The sequence below is a fragment of the Bacillus cereus group sp. BceL220 genome (genome assembly GCF_051776965.1).
GTDB classification, from domain to species: domain Bacteria; phylum Bacillota; class Bacilli; order Bacillales; family Bacillaceae_G; genus Bacillus_A; species Bacillus_A cereus.
Genome location: NZ_JBPWBC010000014.1, coordinates 70,880 through 93,098 on the forward strand (window position 1 = coordinate 70,880; position 22,219 = coordinate 93,098).

The following is a 22,219-nucleotide window of genomic DNA, read 5'->3' on the forward strand; positions in this document are numbered from 1 at the left end:
GATTTTAACTTCAATCCTTTTCATAGTGTATTGGAATAAAATATAGAATGAATTTTTCAATATATTTTATATGAGAGTTCTCTATAATACAAACGGCTTCATGTTTAAAAAGAGAACACAATCTTAGTAAAGAAATAATGTAAATTTATATGTAAAAAATGGCACCGTTAATTGTTGAGTACATTCAAATTAATATGTGTCTTTGAACCTAAGAGATAAACGTGGAAAAATAAAATAAACTATTAAGTTTAGGTATTTAATCTAAGCAGTCAATTATTAAAAACATATAATTAATATGTGAGTCATGAACATAATTAAATTACGTTTTCAAGTTTAATTATATTTCATGTTTCCTATTTTAAGCCAATATATAACACATACTCTTTTACAACTTTATGATCCTTATAATAGGAAAAACTCAAATATAAAACAAGTAAGGAGGACATAAATGACAAATAATAATTGTTTTGGTCATAACCACTGCGATAATCCGATTGTTTTCACTCCAGATTGTTGTAAAAATCCACAGTCAGTTCCTATTACTAGGGAACAATTAAGTCAATTAATTACTTTACTAAACTCATTAGTATCAGCTATTTCAGCATTTTTTGCAAATCCAAGTAATGCAAACAGATTAGTGTTACTTGATTTATTTAATCAATTTTTAATTTTCTTAAATTCCTTATTACCTTCTCCAGAAGTTAATTTTTTGAAACAATTAACTCAAAGTATTATAGTTTTATTACAATCTCCAGCACCTAATTTAGGACAATTGTCAACATTATTGCAACAATTTTATAGCGCCCTTGCACAATTCTTCTTCGCTTTAGATCTTATCCCTATATCCTGCAACTCAAATGTTGATCCTGCAACTTTACAACTTCTTTTTAATTTATTAATTCAATTAATCAACGCTACTCCAGGGGCGACAGGTCCAACAGGTCCAACAGGTCCAACAGGTCCAGCCGGAACCGGAGCAGGTCCAACGGGAGCAACAGGAGCAACAGGTCCAACGGGAGCAACAGGTCCAACAGGAGCAACAGGCCTAACAGGAGCGACAGGTCCAACAGGAGCAACAGGCCCAACAGGAGCAACAGGAGCAACAGGTCCATCAGGAGTAACAGGAGCAACAGGCCTAACAGGAGCAACAGGTCCAACAGGTCCAACAGGTCCAACAGGTCCAACAGGAGCAACAGGTCCAACAGGAGCAACAGGCTTAACAGGAGCAACAGGTTTAACAGGAGCAACTGGTGCAACTGGTGCAACTGGTGGCGGAGCTATTATTCCATTTGCTTCAGGTACAACACCATCTGCGTTAGTTAACGCGTTAATAGCTAATACAGGAACTCTTCTTGGATTTGGATTTAGTCAGCCTGGTGTAGCTTTAACTGGTGGAACAAGTATCACATTAGCATTAGGTGTAGGTGATTATGCATTTGTAGCACCACGCGCAGGGGTTATTACGTCATTAGCTGGTTTCTTTAGTGCAACAGCTGCTTTAGCTCCATTATCACCTGTTCAAGTGCAAATACAAATATTAACTGCACCTGCAGCAAGCAATACGTTTACAGTACAAGGCGCACCTCTTTTATTAACACCAGCATTTGCCGCAATAGCGATTGGTTCTACAGCATCAGGAATCATTGCTGAAGCTATTCCAGTAGCGGCTGGAGATAAAATACTACTGTATGTTTCATTAACAGCAGCAAGTCCAATAGCTGCAGTTGCTGGATTTGTAAGTGCAGGTATTAATATCGTTTAATTTGTTACAATGTTTAGTAGGAAATTAAACAGGGGTTTGTATATAGTCCTTCCTAATAAATTTAGGAAGGACTATATTTTTTGAGGAAATAAGTAATAAATCAATTGAACAATTACTCTTTATTAAGTTCGTATAAAAAAGTATAATTTACCCTTTCTCATTTAAGGCATAAGTTATGTAACTTTAAAAATTTCCGATCAGCAAAAAAAGATGAATTCTTTTAAAAAAGAATTCATCCATAAAATAAACTATTTATTTTTATTACAGTTACATCCTTTTTTCTTTACATAGCCTTGCTCGGCTAAGTCTCTTTGCGATTGGGAATTGGAAGATTGAGAATTGGAAGATTGAGAGGATGCTGAAGAGCTACTATTTTTATTATAAGAGTAGTTTTTTCGATAGTTATAATTACTCATAGTACTATCACCTCCAATTTAATATATAAATATTATATGTATGTACACTATCAATTGTTACTATTATTAATAGGAAGAGAACATACAATAAAAAAATCTCCTCGGTATTTTCCTAGGAGATAAATGATGATTCTTTTAAAAATTTACAAATTAATAGCCCCAGTAAAGAGGAAAGTAATAAGAATCTTGGGGATACGGATTATGTTGTTGAGGGAGGGGCTGGGTTGGGTAATTTTTCATTCCACGGTTTTGATTGCAGTTTGCCGGAGGGCCAATAACAGTAGTTGATTGAATAGGAGAAACCGCTTGTTTCCATTGTTGTTCATTGAGGCAGTAAGTATGGGCCATCATATGAGCCGGAGTTAATCTTAAAATATCAGAACCGAAAATAACTTCTGGCGCTGGGGCATTGAAAATAGCTAATAAATGAGTATTATCAGCTGTAGCAATTTCATAATGCCACCACGCTTGTGGAATGTTGGCAACTTGCCCCGGTTTTATCGGTAAGTTTAATATTTGATTCGTAAATGGATTAAGTAAAGAAACAACAGCAGACCCTGAAATACAATAAACAAGTTCAGCTGTATTTTGATGAATATGTGGTTCTACAACATTTCCTGTACTTAAATAAATATCTAATAAAGAAGTATTTTCTAAAGTGTTTAATTGTTTAATACCAAGTACATTTATATAATTTTGGGCATCTTTCCGAAAAAAATTACTTTTATTTACATCATAAGTAAAATTGGTTGAGGGGGAGGTATAGTCGATGTTGGCAGTCAATTGTATTACCCGCCTTTCTATAGGTAAGTTAGGTTACAAAATTAGGATATGTGTCTAGTCTTTGTTTTGTGCTGTTGTCGGTAGCTTAATAAATTCACTTATTCCATAAAGAATAAAGTATAAAGATTAAACTATATTCGTATTCCCATTCATACTTTGGATTGATGGAAAAAAGTAATGAAAATGTTAATTTAAAAGTACATCAATCATTTATAAGGAGTGAATGTTCATGTCATTTAGTGAAATGATTAGAAATGAAGTACTCAGCTGGGCGGGTGTTTCTGAAAAACCGCATCGATTTGGTGGTATTGAAATAAATTATGGTAAGAAAGAACTTGGCCATCTTCATGGTGATAAATTAGCTGATTTACCATTTCCGAAGTTAAAGCGAGATGAATTAGTGAAGCAAGGATTGGTAAAACCACATCACGTATTACCTGAATCAGGATGGATCAGTTATTATATAAAGAGTGAAGAGGATATTCCATTTGCAATTGAGTTATTTCGTATGCAATATGACCGAATTAAAAAGTAATGAAATAAAGTAGGGTAATAAAAATTTATTTTCATGTCACATCCCTCCTTAATCGTTCGTCTTGTATGTAGAACGATAAGGAGGGATTTTATTATGAATACATTTGATGTAGCAATTGTTGGCGGTGGGCTTGCTGGATTAACAGCATCTATATATTTAGCGAAAGCTGGAAAGAAAGTGATTGTATTAGAAAAATCCAGTCAATTCGGTGGCCGAGGGATGACTATAAATAAAAATGGAATCTGCATGAGTCTTGGTGCACATGCTTTATATAGAGGCGGGGCAGCGTTTTTAACTTTTAATGAGCTCGGTTTGAATCTTCCAGGTGGAATACCATCTACAAAAGCACATGGAATATGGAAAGGGGATATATTCACCATCCCAACAGATTTTCGCTCAATTTTATCAACACCACTACTTTCGTGGTCTGCAAAAGTACAATTCTCACGTCTTATGATTCGTTTAGGAAATTTAGATGTAGGAGAAGTTCCGAAAATGAGTCTAACTACATGGGCAGAAAATGAAATAAAAGATCCAATGGTTCGTAATATATTTTATGCGCTATGCCGGACAACAACATATACGTTTGCTCCTACAATACAATTAGCATCATCTGTACTAAAGCAAATACAGCTTTCTATAAAAGAAGGAGTGCTTTATGTAGATGGTGGTTGGGAGACGATAATAACAAAATTAAGAGATTTAGCGAATGATGTCGGGGTAAAATTTTTGGCTAAAAAGCATGTTTTGGAAATAGAGCATTATGAAGATAAACAAAGAATACATTGTGTTGATGATGAGGTTTTTGCAGTAGATACAGTCATCGTGACGACTCCGCCAAAAGAGGCTTGTAAAATAATAAAAGGTGCAGAAGGAACAAGTTTGCATAGATGGAATGAACAATCGGTACCGGTTACTGTTGCTGCATTAGATATTGGCTTGAGACAATTACCCAATCCTACACATCAATTTGTATTAGGATTAGATCAACCTATATTTTTCACAAATCAATCGAGAGCAGCTAAATTAAGTGAAGATGGATCAATTGCAGTGAGTCTAATTAAGTACCATAATCCTGTGCTAGAGATGAATCATATTCATGAAGATAAAGAACAGTTGGAAAGTACGATGGAGTTGTTACATCCAAATTGGAAAAGAGAAGTTGTTGCACAGCAATATTTACCAAAAATAACAGTAGTACATGATTTTCCTCATATTGACCGTGTTGAAAAGCCGGGTCCTAATATACCTGAAATGCCAGGTGTTTATGTTGCAGGAGATTGGGCAGGGCATGATGAAATATTAGCTGATGCTGCGGTAGCAAGCGGGAAACGAGCAGCGTTACACATTTTAAAGCAATATGAAAGTGAGGCAGTTCATCATGGAAACGGAGCAGTTATATGAAGCGTATCAACCATTATTATTTTCGTTAGCATACAGAATCCTTGGGAGTGTTATGGATGCTGAGGATATCGTTCAGGATGTATTTATCTCGCTAAATAATATAGAAGATCCTCAATCTATAGAAAATATGAAAGCATATTTATGTAAGATGGCGACAAATCGTTCAATTGATAAATTACGATCGGCAGCGCATAAACGTAACGTGTATGTAGGGATGTGGTTACCAGAGCCACTTGTAGACGAGAGTGATGAGCCATCAAAGTCATTTATAATGAAAGAATCCCTTTCCACCGCATATTTATTACTTTTACAACAACTATCTGAGGTAGAAAGGATTGTTTTCATATTAAGAGAGGTTTTCAGTTATGAATACGAAGAAATAGCTTCAATTGTTGATAAGAGTAGTGTGAACTGTAGAAAAATCTTTCAACGTGCACGAAAAAGCATGTTGGAGAAACCGAAGCAATCAAAATTAAGCACGGAGAAAATGGCTTCTTATGTTGAAAAGTTTGTAGCATCATTACAGTGTGGGGATACGGAAGGTATGTTGGAAGTATTAAAAACAGATGCTATATTCAAAGCTGATGGTGGCGGTAAAGTTACAACTGCGATCAATCCGATTTATTCTGCAGATCGAATTATTCGCTTGTTCTTTGGGATTGCACAACGATTGACAGAAGAGTACACTGTTGATTTTAAAATGGTAAATGGTATACCAGGAGTTATAGTTACAATAAATAATAAAGTAACGTATGTTCTTTCGTTTGCATTTGAGGATGAGAAGATTTCAAATATTTATATGATGGTTAATCCTGAAAAACTTATGCATTTAAATGTAAAAATATAAAAAAGCGCATTTCTTTAGAAATGCGTTTTTTTATTATTTTTCTAACATTTCAAGAGGTACATCTTTTTCGCCAGCTACCTCAAATTTAATTTCCCCGTCTTCTTCATAAATACGTGTAATAATCGGTATAGTAATCATTAATTTTTTATGCTGCTTTCGTTTTCGAGCAGCATCTAAGCTAATCACGTTCATTTGTAAGCATCCTTTCTTCTGGAAATATATAAACAAAGAAAATGCGTCCGAAAAGGGCGCTTAATTGAATTTGAAATACCGATTCATTTAAATGGGGTTTATATAATTTAATAACTGCAATTTTAATATGAAATAATATGAATGGAATAATTGCACGTAGAAATTAACTTTACCAAAAAACGAAACAATATGCTATAAAAAATTATAAATCTTTGTCATATAACGGGAAAAAGGATTTCGTTTCGCATATAATAAAAGTAGACGGGCAGCAAGAGCTTTTTCATCATATTGCTTGGAAAGGCGATGAAAAGAATGGATACGTTAGATTCATTATTACTTCAACTTGAACAATATGGAGAAGAGCATGATCGGAATAAAAAAATACGGGAAGAAAAATTACGGAATATTTCTCGTGAGATGGGGCAATTTTTATCAATTTTAGTAAAAGGGTGTAATGCAAAAAACATTTTAGAAATCGGAACTTCTAATGGTTATTCTACATTGTGGTTAGCTAATGCGGTAGAAGAAACAAATGGAAATGTAACAACTGTAGAGCTTTCTTCAGAACGAGTTGGAGAGGCACTTGTCAATTTTGAAAAGGCAAACCTTTTACAAAGGATTGATGTTCACAATCAAGAAGCAGGGGCATTTTTAGATTCACAACTAGATGATTCATTTGATTTTATTTTCCTAGATTCAGAGCGTACGCAATACATGTGGTGGCTTGAACATATAAAACGCATTTTACAACCACAAGGTCTTCTTGTTGTCGATAATGCTACTTCTCATGCGAGTGAATTAGTTGAGTTTATAAAAATGATTGAAGAAGATGAAATGTTTGAAACAGTATTATTGGCATTTCAAAAGGGTGCATTTGTAGCGCGTAAGAAGAAATAGGATTGAGTGTAATATAATTATCACATTGAAAAAGGGTGAATGTCAAAAGATTGAGTGTAGCACGATTGAAAGAACGTAAATTATTTAGGAAATATATGAAGAATCCGCCTTCAGCATGTTGTTCTCTAGGTCTTAAGTCTGAGGAAAATTATGTTCATTACAGGTATACTTATAGTAAGAAACAGGGAATGACTGCATAAATAGGCATTTCTAAAAAAGTCGATTTCAAGCAGTCAGAATGTATATGAAATACGATATAATTGATGAAATATAGTGCATATAAATTCGCACATATAAATAAAGGAGCGATTTTGTTGACTGAACTCGAGAAAAAAGAACCTGTATCCATTGTGAAAGATAATAATGTAGAAGTAGTAGTTGATACAGTTATAAAAGATGCAGAATTAGAGGAACTAAATAAAGAAGCTGATCTTTATGTACAAAAGTTAAATAGCGAGCAAAATACAGATTTATCAAAAGTATTGTCTCAGCTAGGAGATTTAGGGGATAAAGAGCAACAAGCAGCAGGACAAACGTTATCAGCTTTAAAACGCCCTGTAACAGCGATGATGAATGGGAAAAATGAAGAAATTCCAAATACATTGTTAGAATTAAGAAAAGTGGTATCAGAGCTTGATCCCAATTCACTTAAAGCAAGTGGTATGAAGAAAATAATGTTTAAAGTATTCAAGAAAAATCCACTTGAAACATACGTGCATAAATACCAATCTATAGATAAACAAATCGAGGAAATTATTAGATCCCTTCTAATTGGTCGTGATAACTTACAAGAGGATACAGTTGGTCTTGAAATGTTAAAGGAACAATCGCACGATAAAATTCATGCTCTTGATAAACAAGTATACTTAGGGAAAAAGCTTGCTGGCATGCTTGAAGCTGAGAAACAAAACCCAGAGCGTCAAAGGGATATTCCGTTAATTAACGATGCATTAGAAAAGATACTTGTACGTACACGTAATATGCAGCAAGCGAAAAGTGTATTATTACAATCTATAGCTTCTGTAGACATCATTAAGAAAAATAATGAAAAATTAACAGAGGCGATACGTAATGCGATTACGATGACACAAAACGTTGTAACAGTTTCAGCTGCTATTCAGCTTGCATTAACGAATCAACGGAAAACAATTGATGCCGTAAATGCGACGAATGAAGCAATTGAATCGATGGTATTAAGTAATTCTCAAGCGTTAAAACAAAATACAGAAGAAACGACGAAATTGCTTGAAAACCCTGCTATTAGCATGGATAAATTACGTGAATCATTCCAAAATGTGTTCGCTGCAATTGAAGCATCTGAAAAATCGTCAGAACGTATTATTGAGTCAAGCAAGAAGTTCGTTATTGAACTAGACACATTTAATGATGAGATGAAGCAGAAACTCATTCAGCGTCCAAGGAAATAACGGATTATTAGAGGAGGTGAACAAATGAGTTTCATTCAAACAGTACTATTACTACTCGGTACATTGCTTTTAATAGCATTTACTGTCGTTGTTTTAGTCGTATACTTCGGGCGGAAACTGTATTTTTCATGGACGAAGCCATATAAAAGAGCGCAAGATTCTCTTGATAAGATATCAAACAAATCAATACCGTTTCTACAAGAATTTACACAACATCCACTGTTTTATCGCTGGATTCGCACCGAAGGAAAGAAAGAACAAAATACATTAAATACTCTATTTTGTGCATCAGGTCAACGTACGAGAGAGCAAGTCTTCTCGATGTTACCGAAAGAAAAGCAGAAAAAAGTGCATGTAATGGCAAAAACTACGAAAAAGCTTACGAATGAAGATATTGATGTGGCTGCGATGAAAGTGAAAGATTTTTTAAGACAAGAAACGCAGCAAACTGTAAAACCGACAGACTTATCATTTTACAAATTGTATTTTTATGACCGTTATCCAGACGCATTAAATACAATTCAAGCGTATAAACGCTCAATAAATCCTTCATTACAAAGAACGGTTGATGATATTACAATTTCGGTATTAAATGCACTTCCGTACTATCAAGAGCAACGCATGTTTGAACAACAACATAAACTTGAAACATTCTTAATGAAAGATTTAACGGCCATGTTATCGTTGGTAGTACAATTACCACCTTCACAAAGACCAGAGAAGGAAGAAGAACTGAAGATCTACTTGGAAAATTTCAAAAAAGAAATGGAAGTAGTAGAGCGAGATATTCGCGACTCGATTGATCACGATTTAAATGTGAAGATGAGGGCAGCGACTGAGAAGTTTAAGAATAAATAACAAAAAGCGCCTTAAAAGCTAAGTATCACAGCTTTAAGGCGCTTTTTTTATGAGATTTTATTTTGCTCTAACGGTAGTATGATTAGAAGCCACACTTTCATTATGCAATCGATCAACTGCAGTTACGACATAGGTATACGTTTCTCCGGAAATAGCGGTTTTATCTACATAAATTTCTCCAAGTTTTGTTTTTCTTACAGTAGTAAGTAAATTTTTTGGGTTTTGTATATCCACTTCATTTTTCCCATTCACGCGGTAAATAGCGTAATAAGCAGAATCATTATCTCTATTGTCAATGATACCGATTGCAATACCTTCATCTCTTGGAATGGCGCCTTTTAAAGTCGGTTGTTTTGGTGGATTATGATCAAGCCAAGGCATAGGCGGGATTAATGCAGGATGTTTATATATGTTTTTTGAAAGTCTATCTTTAACTCCGAGTGGATTGTTATTAATATCTTTTAAGCTAAAATGCATACTACCTTTTATATCAGGATATAGCCGGTTTAATGCAATTTGTTTTGGATATTCTTCTGGATCAGACCAAGCAGGGACGGAGTTATTATTAATTTTATAGGCCGCTTGACCGATGTATAGGTGAATCGGTTTGTTATTTGTTTCTTTAACCCACCAATCTACTAATATGTCATATGCAGCTGGGGTGAAACCTATATTCCAATATATTTGCGGTGTAATGTAGTCAATATATCCTTTTTGTATCCACTCACGTGTGTCAGCATAAAGGTCATCATAGTTTCTTTGGCCTGCGGTTGTGTTAGAGCCAGTCGGATCGTCAGCTATATTTCTCCATACGCCGAACGGACTAATGCCAAACTTTACATATGATTTTTCTTGTTTTATAGCAGTATTTAAATCTTTTACAAGTTCATTTACATTGTTACGTCGCCAATCTTCTATATTTGTAAATCTACCGTTATTATATGTTTCGTACGTTTTCTGATCTGGAAATTCTTCACCGGCTACTTTATATGGATAAAAATAATCATCCATATGCAGCGCATCAATATCGTAATTTTGTACGATTTCTAAAGCACCTTCTGTTATAAATTTTTTCACTTCTGGAATACCGGGATTGTAATATAACTTTCCGCCATAAGGGACAACCCAATTGGGATGTTGCCTTGCAGGGTGATAGTTTGATAATCGATTTATATCGGTGTGATTCATCGTTATTCGGTATGGATTAATCCAAGCGTGGAATTCTATATTTCTTTTATGAGCTTCTTCAATCATAAATGCGAGCGGGTCATAACCAGGATCTTTTCCTTGTGTACCCGTAATGTATTCAGACCAAGGACCGTAATTTGAAGGGTAGAAAGCATCAGCGGTTGGTTTAATTTGTACAACAACTGCATTCATACCAGTGCTTTTTACATCGTCTAATAATCTTATAAATTCTTGTTTCTGTTTTTCAATGGGTAAGCCAGTTTTTGAGGGCCAATCAATATTCAGAACAGATGCAATCCATACAGCACGTAATTCATGTTTTTTGTACGTAGTATTTACTTCAGCATAAGTAAAGTGAGGGGGAATGAAAGAGAAAGGGATGAACAAGATGACGATACAACATATCATTAATAAACGTTTAACGATCATTTATACGCCTCCCTATCATATGATTATTTAAAATAATATATGAGGCGAGGTTGACTTTGCAATAGAGAAAATTGCATATTGAAACATTAATTTAATAGGAAAAATATTTTTAATGAAATTTACTTTCATTATAACTAAATTCATTTACTACTTCATATGCTTGTTAGTAAAGTGAAACTTCCTTTCATTTGAAGGGTAATAAATTATAAGTATAGGAGGATTAATAAATGAAAGTTTTGTTCGTCTGTTCTGGAGGAATGTCCAGTGCAATTGTTGTAAACGCTTTAAAAAAAGAAGCGGAGAAAAATGGTGTGAACATGGAAGTGCATGCAATTGGAACGAATGAGGTAGAGGAAGAAGTAAAGAATGGCTGGGATGTCGTAATGGTGGCACCTCAAATAAGACACCGATTTGACTCTGTAAAAAAATTTGCAGAGGAGGAATCTATTCCGTGTGGCATCATACCGCCGCAAGCATACACACCGCTTGGTGGCCCGACTTTATTAAAAACTGTAAATGAATTAATAAGTTAGGGGGAAACGTTATGAATAAGTTTGTCACGTTTCTTGATAAAAACTTATCTGGACCGATGGCAAGGCTTTCTGAGCAGAGACATTTACAAGCAATCCGTGATGGAGTTATTTCGGCGTTACCATTTATTATAGTAGGAAGCTTCTTTTTAATAGTAGCATTTCCACCACTGCCGAAAGATAGTTTCATATCAGTTTGGGCATTAAAGAATCAAACAAGTATATTGATACCATATCGTTTAACCATGTTTATTATGTCCTTATATATCGCATTTGGAATAGGATATAATTTAGCGAAAAGTTATAAATTAGATGCTTTATCAGGAGCACAGCTCGCGGTATGTTCACTACTTTTAACATTAACGCCTGAGTTAATTGATAAAAAAGGATTCATGCTTCCGATGACAAATCTCGGAGGTCATGGATTATTTGTGACGATGATTGTTTCTATTTTATCCGTAGAGATTTTAAGATTTTGTAAGAAGAAAAATGTAATGATTAAAATGCCAGAACAAGTACCGCCATCTGTATCGCGTTCATTTGAAGCACTTATACCTGCAGCATTCGTTATTATTATAATGAGTCTAGTAACTGTCGTTTTTAGCATTGATTTACACCATGTTGTTGATAAATTAGCAGCACCATTAGTAAAAGCTGGGGATAGTTACTTCGGTGTAATGATTCCAGTGTTTTTAATTACGTTTTTTTGGTCATTCGGAATCCATGGTGTGTCGGTTGTTGGAACTGTTGCTAGGCCATTATGGGAAGTATACCTAGGGAAAAATGGTGAAGCAGTTGCTAGTGGAGCAGATCAGTTGCCATTTATTTCACCAGAGCCGTTATATCAATGGTTTATATGGATTGGCGGTTCTGGTGCGACGTTAGGGCTTGTATTAGCTATGATTATATTTGGTCGATCGAAATATTCGAAAGCATTATCAAGAACTTGTATTGTTCCAGGTATTTTTAATATTAATGAACCAGTCATATTCGGATTACCGATTGTACTAAATCCAATTTTAATTATCCCATTTATCATTACACCACTTGTAACAGCAACTGTTGCATATTCAGCAACTGCGATGGGATTTGTAACACCAACGCATATTATGCCGCCATGGACATTACCTGCTCCAATTGGTGCATATTTAGCAACAGGTGGAGATTGGCGTGCGATTGTATTAGTTTTTATAAATATAGCAATATCGTTCCTTATTTATTTACCATTCTTTAAAATGTACGACAAAAATATGCTTGAAATTGAAAAGAATGGTGACGGGGAATCTGTTAATCCTTAATCTGCACGCTGTTATTTTGAGTGATAGACTTTTTGTCTATCACTTCTTTCACATTAAAACTAGAAAGGGGGAAATAGAATGAATATAAAATTTAGTTATAAAGGCGTATTTTTATTATTATTTGGAGTGATTTGTGCAAATTTACTTTTTGTCCCTTTATTAGGCATGCTAAATCTATCACAAATGCATAGTATCTGGCTCGTTACAAGTATTGCGGCAAGCGTTTTGCTTACGGTAGTTGTTTCTTTCATTGATGGGTCTTTTGCATCGAAAATTCAGTTGTTTTTTCGGTTTATATTATTTTCGATTGGTTGTACGTTCGTTACTTACATGATTGTTTTTTAGTAAATAGGAGGTCATGCACGTTATGTATATTGCAGGGGTAATGTCTGGTACTTCATTAGATGGAATAGATGTAGCGCTCGTTCATATAGAAGGAAGTGGTGTAGATTCTAAAATCGAACTCATCCATTTTACTACTGTTCCATTTTGTAATGATATGAAAAATGAGATCCAACAAGCGTTATCAATTGAAATTTCGAATGTCCAACTTATATGTAGTTTAAATTTTAAACTTGGTTTATGCTTCGCCAATGCTGTAAAGGAAGTTTGTAAAGAGGCCAATTTTCCTTTGAGACAATTAGATTTAATAGGCTCTCACGGACAAACGATTTATCATCAGCCAAAGCAAGAAGGGAATATTATTTCTTCAACATTGCAAATTGGGGAACCAGCAGTAATAGCATATGAAACGAACACGACGGTTATCTCGAATTTCCGAACGATGGACATGGCGGCAGGGGGACAAGGTGCACCACTTGTACCATATTCAGAGATTATTTTATATCGGCATCAAACTAAAAATAGACTACTGCAAAATATTGGCGGGATTGGTAATGTTACAGTGGTTCCAAGTAAACGAAGTAATGAGAGTGTTATTGCTTTTGATACTGGACCAGGCAACATGGTAATCGATGAAGTATGTCAAAGATTATTTCATGTACCATATGATCAAAATGGTTGGATCGCAAGTCAAGGGGTGGTTGTAGATGAAATTTTAACATACTGTATGAACCATCCATTTTTGAACGTGAAACCACCAAAATCAACAGGTAGAGAACAGTTTGGAGAAGCGTTTGTGACTGAATTATTAAATCGATTTGAAAAGCATAGTAAAGGAAATATATTGGCAACTGTCACGATGTTTACAGCATGTTCAATTGTTCATCATTATAAGGAGTATATTTTACCGTATTATGACATTGATGAGGTGATTTTAGGTGGTGGTGGAAGTTATAATAATACACTTGTTGAAATGATACGGAATGGATTAAGAGAAGAGAAATGTAGTATATGTATACAAGAGGATATTGGTCATTCTTCAGCAGCGAAAGAAGCGATTGCATTTGCTATTTTAGCAAACGAAACGTATCATCGTAATCCGAGTAATGTGCCGAGCGCAACAGGTGCTAAGAATTCCGTGGTTTTAGGGAATGTAACATTCCCTCCAATATGTAAATGAAAATGAGGCGAACATATGAAGTATATGATTGGAGTAGATGGCGGGGGAACGAAGACAGAGGCAATTGCATTTGATCAAAATGGAAATGAAGTTGTAAGAGGTACGAGCAGATTTGGAAATGTATTAATAGATTTTGATCAGGCGCTTTTGCATATTATGGAAGCAATTAATCAATGCCAGAAGAATTTAATAAATGAGCATTGCGTTTGTATTTGTTTAGGATTAGCTGGTATAAGCGGAGCGAATACAAATGAATTAACATTACGTTTAAAAAAGAAATACGGAACAAAAATTGAAATTTTTAATGATGCAATGATCGCGCATGCAGCTGCTTTAAAAGGTAAGGATGGAATATTAACTATAGGTGGTACAGGTGCAATTTGTATAGGAAAGAAAGGAGAAGTATATCAGTATAGCGGTGGATGGGGACATATTTTAGGAGATGAAGGGAGCGGATATTGGATTGCATTACAAGCTTTAAAGAAAATGACAATTCAATTCGATCAAGGAATCAGCCTTTGTCCATTGAGTTTGAATATTCAAAGGCAGTTTCAACTTTTGACACCGTCTCATATAAAAAGCTTAGTATATACTTCTTCTAAAGATAAAATTGCAGCAATCGCACCATTAGTTATTCAGGAAGCGAGAAGTGGCAATGATGATGCGCATGAAATTATAATGCAAGCTGGAAAGGAATTAGCAAGAATTACGGTAGATGTTTATAACAAGATGCAATTTAAGCGCTCAACTCCAATTGCAGTAAGTGGCAGTATATTGCGTTTAGTTCCTGAAATATTTGCTGTATTTAAGAAATGCTGTGAAGAAAGTATGAAAGAAATTACATTCGTATCACAAGCAGAAATGGCAGTGAAAGGAACATACCATTTAATGAGGGATATATATTTTTAAAATTAGCGCATGAGAATTTTTGTATGATTTGTAAAAATATGATGTTAAAATGTATAAAGGGGTGTATGTTAAAAACGTACAATATACGTAGTAATTGAATATTGTATATGTATTCCCATTTAGAAAGTGAATGATTACATGATTAATAGTATGCAGTTTTTATATTTGGTGGCTTCTTATTTAATTGGAAACATATTGACCGCTTATATAGTAACAAAATTGAGACATAACGTTGATATTAGGGATGAAGGAAGCGGAAATCCTGGCGCAAGAAATATGGGGCGCGTATATGGAAAAGGGTATTTCATCGCTACATTTTTAGGGGATGCGATTAAAGGGGCAATCGTTGTTGCTGTAGCAAAATATCTTTTTGAAGATCCTACATTCATAATGTTAACATTATTGGCCGTTATTATTGGACATATTTACCCAGTTTTATTTAAAGGTAAGGGCGGTAAAGGTATTTCAACATTTATTGGAGGATTAATCGCATTTGATTATTTGATAGCGCTTACCCTCATAGGCATTTTTATTGTATTTTATTTAATATTCAAAGGATTTACGAAGCCAGGACTAATTACGATTGCTTGTTTACCAATTTGTATGATTCTTTATTCTTATTCTGTTGTTACGACTATTTTAAGTGGAATGATTATTGTACTTATTCTATATGTAAATCGAGAATAAAATAAATGTTTAATAAGTGGGGATAATCTCCACTTATCATTTTTTATTAAATAGATAAAGGAGATAAGGCATGGGGTTAATTTATAAAGTTGCTGATCAAGATTGGGAATTTGAAAGTATACATAAATTAAATTATAAAACTTTTGTAGAAGAGATTCCGCAACATGAAGAAACGAAAGACCGGTTTCGTATAGATCGGTTTCATGAAGAAAATACATATTTAATTTGTTTAGATGAGGATAGATTAGTAGGTATGGTCGCGGTGCGGGGAAAACGACCATTCTCGTTAGATTATAAAATTTCAAATTTAGATGTTTATTTGCAAGAGCATGGAGAAAAAGTGTATGAAATTCGTTTACTTTCAGTAGAACGTGAATATAGGAATGGAAGAGCGTTGTTAGGATTAATCCGTTTTCTACATCGTTATTTGCTTCTAAATGGATATGAATTAGCACTCATTTCTGCAACAACACGTGAACTAGCTTTATATGAGCAAATGGGATTCAAAGTTTTCCATACGTTAGTTGGTACAGAAGAAGCGGCCTTTCAGCCAATGTATGTTACCCCTGCTATGTTTGAAGAATCGAGCATTGGGGGGATTATGACGAAAGAATATACGTTTTTACCTGGTCCAGTAGATATTGAAGAGAATGTTCGAAAGGCATTTTGTACTAAGCCTATTTCGCATCGCTCTAAGTCATTTCAAGTGACAATGGACAATGTGAAAAAACGGTTACTTTACATGACAAAAGCAAAACATGTACAACTTATGTTAGGAACAGGGACGTTAGCCAATGATGCGATTGCTTTACAGTTACGTTCTTTAACAGGGAAAGGACTAGTATTAACAAATGGAGAATTTGGAAATAGATTAGTTGGGCATGCAAAACGAGTACAATTACATTTTGATACGTATAAAAAGGAAATGGGAGAGCCGTTTATTTATACAGAATTAGAAGAAATAATGAAAACTGGAAATTATGAATGGCTTTGGTTTGTTCATCATGAAACATCTACTGGAATGTTAAACGATTTAAACGAGCTAAATACTCTTTGTAACACGAATCAAATGAAACTATGTGTAGATTGTATAAGCTCAATTGGTGCAATACCAATAGATTTGAAGAATATATATTTTGCAAGTGGTGTTAGTGGAAAGGCAATTAAATCGTTTACTGGAGTATCTTTTGTTTTTCATAATCACAATGTGAAAGTAAACGAGACATTACCGGCCTATATGGACATTGGTATGTACGAAGAAAATGAAAGTATTCCATATTCTCATTCATGGAATTTAATTTATGCTTTGCAAGAAGCACTGAAGAGATTTGAAGATGAAAAAGTATATGTGAAAATTAAAGAGACATATGATTATATGGAAGAAGCTATTACTAGTATAGGATTAAAACTTGTTTCACCTAAAGAATATGCCGCGAAAATTATACTTACGATTCAATTAAGCGAAGGTCAGTCTTCTAAAACGGTAGGTGATGCGTTAGCTTTACAAGGATATATTGTCCATTATGAATCAGCGTATTTACAAAAGAATAACTGGATCCAAATTGCATGCCTGAATCATTATAAAGAACGTGATATGAAGAGGATGTTAAATTGTTTGCAAATGTGTTTATTTCAGAGTGGGGTACATATATAAAGACTTTTTCTTTTCGTATAAAGGAGCTACGACTTACGAAAACTTAGGAATAGAACATTGGAAGAGGTGTAAGTATGATAACTAGAAAACTCCCATTACATATAGACGATATTAAAAAAGCTCACAAGATTCTAGATAGAAATGCTCGTAAAACGCCATTAGTAAAATCTTTTTACTTGACTAGTAAAACGGGCGGAGAAATTCATTTGAAATTAGAAAATATGCAATTAACGGGTTCTTTTAAATTCCGTGGCGCATTTAATAAAATGTCGCGGCTCACGGATCAAGAAAAAGAAAGAGGTGTGATTGCATGTTCAGCAGGTAATCATGCACAAGGAGTTGCATTATCTGCTCATTTACTCGGTATTAAGAGTAAAATTGTTATGCCAATTTCTGCACCGCAGGCGAAAGTTGAAGCAACTAGAGGATATGGATCTGAAGTGATTTTACATGGTGAAACCTTTGATGATGCAAAGGCAAAATGTGAAGAAATTATAAGGGAAACAGGTGAGACATACTTACATCCATATGATGATGTAGAGGTAATGGCTGGTCAAGGTACAATTGGATTAGATATTCTTGATGATATGTGGGATGTAGATACTGTTATTGTACCAATAGGTGGAGGCGGAATTATTTCTGGTATTTCTGTAGCATTAAAATCTTTTAATCCATCGATTAATATAATTGGTGTCCAAGCAGATAATGTTCATGGAATGAAGGCATCTTACGATAAAGGCGCAATCGTAGAACATTATGAGGCGCCTACTATTGCAGATGGTTGCGCAGTTAAAATACCAGGGGAATTAACATTTGAGATTGTAAAAGAATTAGTAGATGATATTGTAACTGTATCAGAAAAAGAACTGGAAGTAGCGATGAAAGATTTATTACAACGTGGGAAAGCTGTTGTAGAAGGTGCAGGTGCATTAGCAACTGCTGCACTTCTTGCAAGAAAAGTTGATAGTTATATAAAAGGAAAAAAAGTAGTAGCTGTTATATCTGGTGGGAACGTAGACTTACAGCGCATATCAAGTGTATGTGAGCACTTTTTTGTCGCTAATGAAGTGAAATAGTTTTATGAAAGAAGAGCTAAGAGAAATGATCTTAGCTCTTACTTTTTGTCTACTGTTTACTGTAAGTAGCAATAAATTTGCTGTTTAATGAATTGTTTTATTTAAGCACCAATTTTTACACATATCTTTAATGTTACAATAATTATTTCAATATTGTCGAAACATAAGCAGAAATTTAATATAATAGTTTTAATGTGCTAATGAGCGGTGAGGAGGGCAGGTCATGAATAAAGAAGAACAGGTCATGAACGGTTTCAGGGAATTATATAATAAGCTGGTTTGGCTTAATAAAGATAAGATGGAAGAAGGTCTTAAAGGTTTTAAGTCTTCTGAAGTCCACTGCATTGAATATATTGAAAACAATGCAGATTCTAACGTGACACAACTCGCAGAGGCTTTTTATGTGACTCGCGGTGCTATAAGTAGAATGACTAAGAAGCTCATACAAAAAGGCCTTGTTGAAAGCTACCAAAAGTCAGAAAACAAGAAAGAAATTTATTTTAGGCTTACCGAACAAGGGAAAGAAATTTATAAAATCCATGAAAATCTGCACAAAGAGTTTCAAGAGCGGGATAAAGCTGTATTTGAGCAAGTAACTGAAGAAGAATTCAACAGTATAATTAGCTTTGTGGAAAAGTATAGTAGACATTTGGATGCAGAAATAAAAAAACAAGGTATACATATTAAATCGTAATATATTTTAATAATGAAATGGCAGCCTTACTCTAATGAGAATAGGCTGCTTTTTTATCATGTTTTTGTTGAATAATCAACAAAACGGAGTTATCATTTTGTTGACACAGCAACAAAGTTTTTTAAGGAGAGAAGTTAAATGTCTATATTTAGATCACAAAATGAAAGGAAAACTGAAAAAAGCATAGATAAACTTGCGTTACTATTCGGACTTATTTCTGTATTTCTTTGTGGTATAGGTTTCAGTATCATCATGCCTGTAGTCCCATTCTTAGTACAGCCATATACAAGTAATCCGGAAGAACAAGCATTAGTTGTTACACTACTAACTTCCGTATATGCGGTTTGCGTGTTTTTAGCTGCCCCAGTACTCGGGGCTTTAAGCGATAAGTATGGCCGTCGGCCATTACTTTTAATATGCTTATTTGGTTCTGCAATTGGGTACTTAGTTTTTGGAATAGGAGGAGCATTATGGGTACTATTTGCTGGACGCATAATAGAAGGAATAACAGGCGGGAGCATAAGTACTATCTTCGCATATTTTGCAGACATTATTCCAAAAGAGCAGAGAACGAAATATTTTGGATGGGTGAGTGCAGTTGTAGGTGCGGGAACTATCATTGGCCCAACCATTGGGGGGATACTTGCCAAGTTTGGTGATACTGTACCTATGTATTTTGGTGCAATCATAACGTTAATAAATGTTGTATATGGGATCAAATATATGCCTGAGAGCCTTGAAAAAAATAATAGGTTGAAAGAGATTACTTTTGTAAGGTTAAATCCTTTTGCGCAGCTAGCAAACATACTTTCCATGAAAAATTTAAAATGGTTACTTGTCTCAGCGTTTTTACTTTGGATACCTAACGGATCTTTACAAGCAATTTTCACGCAATTTACAATGGATACTTTCAGTTGGAAACCGGCATTAATCGGAATTATGTTTTCAATTTTGGGCTTTCAAGACATCTTTTCACAAGCTTTTATAATGCCAAAGCTTTTGATCAAGCTTAGTGATAAACAAATAGCGATACTTGGGATGGTTTCGGAGATTATTGGTTACAGTTTTATTGCAGCATCTGCTTTGTTTTCCCTATATCCTCTTCTAATCGTTGGGATGTTACTGTTTGGTTTTGGTGATTCAATTTTCGGGCCTTCATTCAACGGGATGCTTTCAAAGTCTGTTAGTTCTAGTGAACAAGGAAGGATTCAAGGTGGAAGCCAATCTATTCAAGCTTTAGCAAGAATGATTGGTCCTCTTATTGGAGGGCAAATCTATGTATCGCTTGGTCATGCTGCACCTGCTTTTATGGGTATGATCCTTATATTCGCGGCAATAGCAGTTTTGTATAAGGGGACACATGCAACTGTATAACAGATAGATATAAGAACAAATAATAGGGTGACAGAACTTAGGAATAAGTGCTGACACCCTATTTGTTTACAGTTTGAGGACTAAGAGAAATTCTTTTACTGTTTAGGAATTTATTCTGCAATGCTCTCATGGTAAATGACTAGATAGTTTCATTATGCTTGTGCTGAAGTAAATAATGACTCCATCTTTACTTTGCTCTTCTCTCGAATTTCAGCATCTGCGTGTCTCATAACGTATTTATGCGCTACAGCGATTGCTAAAACATCATCTAATAAGCCAATCCCAATAATAGCAGCTATATCTGGAATGAAATCGATTGTTAATACGTAATAAGATAAAGCGGCTAATATTATGAATTTCGCTTTAGTAGGTAATTCTTTCTTTTTCATTGTGTAGAATAAAATAATACTTTCATATACGCTGGATTTACCGAGGTTTACAGAGCTTTTTTTGAACTTTTTCCAAAGTGTCTGTTTCTCCATATAAACACTCCTTTTACAAAATATAGATTTTTTAAAAGGATGGACAAAGAAGTGAGAGATTAATCAATTTTATTGTTTTTCTTAATTATATATTTCCATAAAAATAGGGGATTACCTGTTTAAAATAATATAATGTGGATTATACAATGATTCACATTGTTCCGTTACATAGTATATATATTGTAAGATGTATGTGGATGATTTAGTTATTATTATGCATTTTATAAGCGGTATGGGGGAAGAAAAATGAAAATAATAGAACTACCAATTGAATTCGAATTTAACTGGCGAAAACAATGTGTTTATCCAAGTTTAATTATAGTACATAATGAATTAACATTAGTCGATACAGGATATACAAGTTTTTTACCTTTAATTGAAAATGCAATATTAAAACATGGATATGAGATGAAAAACTTAAAAAATATAATTATTACTCATTATGATGATGATCATCTAGGGGCTTTATATGATTTCAAAGTGAAATATCCTCACATTAATATTATTGCTAGTGAAATTGAATCTAACTACATTAGTGGTGATATAAAATCAGAGAGGTTAGTTCAAGCTGAAGAAATGTTAGAACGTATGCCAAATGAAGAAAAAGAATTTGGTAAATGGTTTATACAACAGTTAAAAAATATAAAACATATTTCCGTCGATGAAAAAGTGCATGATGGTCAAATGATTTTGAATAATGAATGTCAAATAGTAGCGACGCCAGGACATACTTCGGGGCATATTTCATTATATTTTCCGAATTTAGATTGTGTAATTACGGGAGATGCGGCTGTTCAAGAGAATAGTGAGTTAGTAATAGCTAATCCGAATTTTTGTTTAGATATAGAAAAAGCGAAACAGTCTTTAAATAGGATTAAAAGTTTTAAAGCAGCAGAGTATTATTGCTATCATGGAGGAAAGCTTACTGTATAAACTAATGAAAACCGGTCTTTCCTAAATCGAAAAGATCGATTTTTTAGTTCATATATTTTGCGATTTCAACCAAATCAGTAACATTATATTTCGGTAAAATTGAAATATATATGTAAAGAAGAATATATATAATTTGAGCAAGATTATAGGGGGGAGAAGATGGGTTCGTTATTTGCTATAATAGAAAAATTAAGAAGTTCATTTTGTCTTCTACTAACATGGAAGCATTAATAAAATCCGAGAAAAAGCAAAAAGAATTTGTCCATCTAGTACACGATGAATATAAAAAAAGAAGATAAGAATTTTTTTATTTTTCATATTT

22 protein-coding genes are annotated in these 22,219 nt (G+C 34.2%); 18 read left to right on the top strand and 4 right to left on the bottom strand.

Annotation, left to right across the window (positions count from 1 at the left end; genetic code table 11):
* Positions 1–448 precede the first annotated feature (448 nt).
* Positions 449–1,762: an exosporium glycoprotein BclB-related protein gene (locus ACS2FK_RS25420; protein ID WP_063547257.1), complete on the top strand. Its 1,314-nt coding sequence runs from the start codon at positions 449–451 to the stop codon at positions 1,760–1,762.
* A gap of 566 nt (positions 1,763–2,328) precedes the next feature.
* Here the strand turns inward: ACS2FK_RS25420 and ACS2FK_RS25425 are convergent.
* Positions 2,329–2,961 carry a cupin domain-containing protein gene (locus tag ACS2FK_RS25425; protein ID WP_063547258.1) on the bottom strand — a complete coding sequence of 211 codons (633 nt, stop codon included), beginning with the start codon at positions 2,959–2,961 and terminating at the stop codon, positions 2,329–2,331.
* A 229-nt stretch (positions 2,962–3,190) separates the two neighbouring features.
* On the opposite strand from ACS2FK_RS25425, the gene ACS2FK_RS25430 reads away from it, so the two are divergent.
* The 3 genes from ACS2FK_RS25430 (at position 3,191) to ACS2FK_RS25440 (ending at position 5,747) form a co-directional block, all read left to right on the top strand.
* A complete protein-coding gene (locus ACS2FK_RS25430; protein ID WP_000010317.1) occupies positions 3,191–3,496 on the top strand; it encodes a luciferase domain-containing protein in 306 nt (101 codons plus the stop codon).
* A 93-nt stretch (positions 3,497–3,589) separates the two neighbouring features.
* Positions 3,590–4,900 carry a phytoene desaturase family protein gene (locus ACS2FK_RS25435; RefSeq protein WP_063547259.1) on the top strand — a complete coding sequence of 437 codons (1,311 nt, stop codon included), beginning with the start codon at positions 3,590–3,592 and terminating at the stop codon, positions 4,898–4,900.
* On the top strand, positions 4,878–5,747 hold the full coding sequence (locus ACS2FK_RS25440) for a sigma-70 family RNA polymerase sigma factor (RefSeq protein ID WP_000447147.1): 870 nt from the start codon (positions 4,878–4,880) through the stop codon (positions 5,745–5,747). The genes ACS2FK_RS25435 and ACS2FK_RS25440 overlap by 23 nt, the downstream gene beginning before the upstream one ends.
* Positions 5,748–5,780: 33 nt before the next feature.
* Here ACS2FK_RS25440 and ACS2FK_RS25445 read toward each other — a convergent pair whose 3' ends face one another.
* The gene (locus tag ACS2FK_RS25445; RefSeq protein WP_001100984.1) at positions 5,781–5,939 is read right to left on the bottom strand and encodes a hypothetical protein; all 159 of its coding nucleotides are present in this window, start codon (positions 5,937–5,939) and stop codon (positions 5,781–5,783) included.
* Positions 5,940–6,242: 303 nt separating this feature from the next.
* Here ACS2FK_RS25445 and ACS2FK_RS25450 point away from each other — a divergent pair, with 303 nt between their 5' ends.
* From ACS2FK_RS25450 to ACS2FK_RS25460, 3 genes are all read left to right on the top strand, one after another.
* Positions 6,243–6,836, top strand: a complete 594-nt coding sequence (locus ACS2FK_RS25450) for an O-methyltransferase (protein WP_063549302.1) — start codon at positions 6,243–6,245, stop codon at positions 6,834–6,836.
* Between the two features lie 314 nt (positions 6,837–7,150).
* Positions 7,151–8,263: a toxic anion resistance protein gene (locus ACS2FK_RS25455; protein ID WP_000137396.1), complete on the top strand. Its 1,113-nt coding sequence runs from the start codon at positions 7,151–7,153 to the stop codon at positions 8,261–8,263.
* Positions 8,264–8,287: 24 nt separating this feature from the next.
* Positions 8,288–9,121: a DUF3974 domain-containing protein gene (locus ACS2FK_RS25460; protein ID WP_000008372.1), complete on the top strand. Its 834-nt coding sequence runs from the start codon at positions 8,288–8,290 to the stop codon at positions 9,119–9,121.
* Between the two features lie 57 nt (positions 9,122–9,178).
* On the opposite strand, the gene ACS2FK_RS25465 is transcribed toward ACS2FK_RS25460, so the two are convergent.
* Complete coding sequence (locus ACS2FK_RS25465) at positions 9,179–10,738, bottom strand: glycoside hydrolase family 10 protein (protein WP_063547260.1); 1,560 nt, start codon at positions 10,736–10,738, stop codon at positions 9,179–9,181.
* A gap of 227 nt (positions 10,739–10,965) precedes the next feature.
* Here ACS2FK_RS25465 and ACS2FK_RS25470 point away from each other — a divergent pair, with 227 nt between their 5' ends.
* From ACS2FK_RS25470 to ACS2FK_RS25515, 10 genes are all read left to right on the top strand, one after another.
* On the top strand, positions 10,966–11,271 hold the full coding sequence (locus ACS2FK_RS25470; RefSeq protein ID WP_000865907.1) for a PTS sugar transporter subunit IIB: 306 nt from the start codon (positions 10,966–10,968) through the stop codon (positions 11,269–11,271).
* Positions 11,272–11,282: 11 nt separating this feature from the next.
* A complete protein-coding gene (locus ACS2FK_RS25475; RefSeq protein WP_001032277.1) occupies positions 11,283–12,566 on the top strand; it encodes a PTS sugar transporter subunit IIC in 1,284 nt (427 codons plus the stop codon).
* Between the two features lie 78 nt (positions 12,567–12,644).
* A complete protein-coding gene (locus ACS2FK_RS25480) occupies positions 12,645–12,911 on the top strand; it encodes a hypothetical protein (protein ID WP_063547261.1) in 267 nt (88 codons plus the stop codon).
* 22 nt (positions 12,912–12,933) lie between these two features.
* Complete coding sequence (gene anmK / locus ACS2FK_RS25485) at positions 12,934–14,088, top strand: anhydro-N-acetylmuramic acid kinase AnmK (protein WP_063547262.1); 1,155 nt, start codon at positions 12,934–12,936, stop codon at positions 14,086–14,088.
* A gap of 15 nt (positions 14,089–14,103) precedes the next feature.
* On the top strand, positions 14,104–14,997 hold the full coding sequence (locus ACS2FK_RS25490; protein WP_049107811.1) for a BadF/BadG/BcrA/BcrD ATPase family protein: 894 nt from the start codon (positions 14,104–14,106) through the stop codon (positions 14,995–14,997).
* A 138-nt stretch (positions 14,998–15,135) separates the two neighbouring features.
* Positions 15,136–15,684: a glycerol-3-phosphate 1-O-acyltransferase PlsY gene (gene plsY, locus ACS2FK_RS25495; RefSeq protein WP_063547263.1), complete on the top strand. Its 549-nt coding sequence runs from the start codon at positions 15,136–15,138 to the stop codon at positions 15,682–15,684.
* 70 nt (positions 15,685–15,754) lie between these two features.
* Entirely contained in the window at positions 15,755–17,338 is a 1,584-nt protein-coding gene (locus tag ACS2FK_RS25500; protein ID WP_063547264.1) for an aminotransferase class V-fold PLP-dependent enzyme, read from the top strand.
* 74 nt (positions 17,339–17,412) lie between these two features.
* Complete coding sequence (gene tdcB / locus ACS2FK_RS25505; protein WP_063547265.1) at positions 17,413–18,414, top strand: bifunctional threonine ammonia-lyase/L-serine ammonia-lyase TdcB; 1,002 nt, start codon at positions 17,413–17,415, stop codon at positions 18,412–18,414.
* A 223-nt stretch (positions 18,415–18,637) separates the two neighbouring features.
* Positions 18,638–19,108, top strand: coding sequence for a MarR family transcriptional regulator (locus ACS2FK_RS25510; protein ID WP_001030904.1), 471 nt, complete (start codon positions 18,638–18,640; stop codon positions 19,106–19,108).
* 138 nt (positions 19,109–19,246) lie between these two features.
* Positions 19,247–20,482 (top strand): MFS transporter, encoded by a 1,236-nt coding sequence (locus ACS2FK_RS25515; protein WP_063547266.1) that lies wholly within the window; start codon positions 19,247–19,249, stop codon positions 20,480–20,482.
* 152 nt (positions 20,483–20,634) lie between these two features.
* Here the strand turns inward: ACS2FK_RS25515 and ACS2FK_RS25520 are convergent, their stop codons facing one another.
* Positions 20,635–20,964, bottom strand: a complete 330-nt coding sequence (locus tag ACS2FK_RS25520) for a YkvA family protein (protein WP_000415089.1) — start codon at positions 20,962–20,964, stop codon at positions 20,635–20,637.
* Positions 20,965–21,210: 246 nt separating this feature from the next.
* Here ACS2FK_RS25520 and ACS2FK_RS25525 point away from each other — a divergent pair, with 246 nt between their 5' ends.
* Complete coding sequence (locus ACS2FK_RS25525; protein ID WP_063547267.1) at positions 21,211–21,897, top strand: MBL fold metallo-hydrolase; 687 nt, start codon at positions 21,211–21,213, stop codon at positions 21,895–21,897.
* Positions 21,898–22,219: the final 322 nt, after the last annotated feature.

What these genes read in the sequence shown, in the direction of transcription:
- ACS2FK_RS25420 (WP_063547257.1), top strand. Translation starts at nt 449, where the DNA reads ATGACAAATAATAATTGTTTTGGTCATAACCACTGCGATAATCCGATT.
- ACS2FK_RS25430 (WP_000010317.1), top strand. Translation starts at nt 3,191, where the DNA reads ATGTCATTTAGTGAAATGATTAGAAATGAAGTACTCAGCTGGGCGGGT.
- ACS2FK_RS25435 (WP_063547259.1), top strand. Translation starts at nt 3,590, where the DNA reads ATGAATACATTTGATGTAGCAATTGTTGGCGGTGGGCTTGCTGGATTA.
- ACS2FK_RS25440 (WP_000447147.1), top strand. Translation starts at nt 4,878, where the DNA reads ATGGAAACGGAGCAGTTATATGAAGCGTATCAACCATTATTATTTTCG.
- ACS2FK_RS25445 (WP_001100984.1), bottom strand. Translation starts at nt 5,939, where the DNA reads ATGAACGTGATTAGCTTAGATGCTGCTCGAAAACGAAAGCAGCATAAA.
- ACS2FK_RS25450 (WP_063549302.1), top strand. Translation starts at nt 6,243, where the DNA reads ATGAAAAGAATGGATACGTTAGATTCATTATTACTTCAACTTGAACAA.
- ACS2FK_RS25460 (WP_000008372.1), top strand. Translation starts at nt 8,288, where the DNA reads ATGAGTTTCATTCAAACAGTACTATTACTACTCGGTACATTGCTTTTA.
- ACS2FK_RS25465 (WP_063547260.1), bottom strand. Translation starts at nt 10,738, where the DNA reads ATGATCGTTAAACGTTTATTAATGATATGTTGTATCGTCATCTTGTTC.
- ACS2FK_RS25470 (WP_000865907.1), top strand. Translation starts at nt 10,966, where the DNA reads ATGAAAGTTTTGTTCGTCTGTTCTGGAGGAATGTCCAGTGCAATTGTT.
- ACS2FK_RS25475 (WP_001032277.1), top strand. Translation starts at nt 11,283, where the DNA reads ATGAATAAGTTTGTCACGTTTCTTGATAAAAACTTATCTGGACCGATG.
- ACS2FK_RS25480 (WP_063547261.1), top strand. Translation starts at nt 12,645, where the DNA reads ATGAATATAAAATTTAGTTATAAAGGCGTATTTTTATTATTATTTGGA.
- anmK (WP_063547262.1), top strand. Translation starts at nt 12,934, where the DNA reads ATGTATATTGCAGGGGTAATGTCTGGTACTTCATTAGATGGAATAGAT.
- ACS2FK_RS25490 (WP_049107811.1), top strand. Translation starts at nt 14,104, where the DNA reads ATGAAGTATATGATTGGAGTAGATGGCGGGGGAACGAAGACAGAGGCA.
- plsY (WP_063547263.1), top strand. Translation starts at nt 15,136, where the DNA reads ATGATTAATAGTATGCAGTTTTTATATTTGGTGGCTTCTTATTTAATT.
- ACS2FK_RS25500 (WP_063547264.1), top strand. Translation starts at nt 15,755, where the DNA reads ATGGGGTTAATTTATAAAGTTGCTGATCAAGATTGGGAATTTGAAAGT.
- tdcB (WP_063547265.1), top strand. Translation starts at nt 17,413, where the DNA reads ATGATAACTAGAAAACTCCCATTACATATAGACGATATTAAAAAAGCT.
- ACS2FK_RS25510 (WP_001030904.1), top strand. Translation starts at nt 18,638, where the DNA reads ATGAATAAAGAAGAACAGGTCATGAACGGTTTCAGGGAATTATATAAT.
- ACS2FK_RS25515 (WP_063547266.1), top strand. Translation starts at nt 19,247, where the DNA reads ATGTCTATATTTAGATCACAAAATGAAAGGAAAACTGAAAAAAGCATA.
- ACS2FK_RS25520 (WP_000415089.1), bottom strand. Translation starts at nt 20,964, where the DNA reads ATGGAGAAACAGACACTTTGGAAAAAGTTCAAAAAAAGCTCTGTAAAC.
- ACS2FK_RS25525 (WP_063547267.1), top strand. Translation starts at nt 21,211, where the DNA reads ATGAAAATAATAGAACTACCAATTGAATTCGAATTTAACTGGCGAAAA.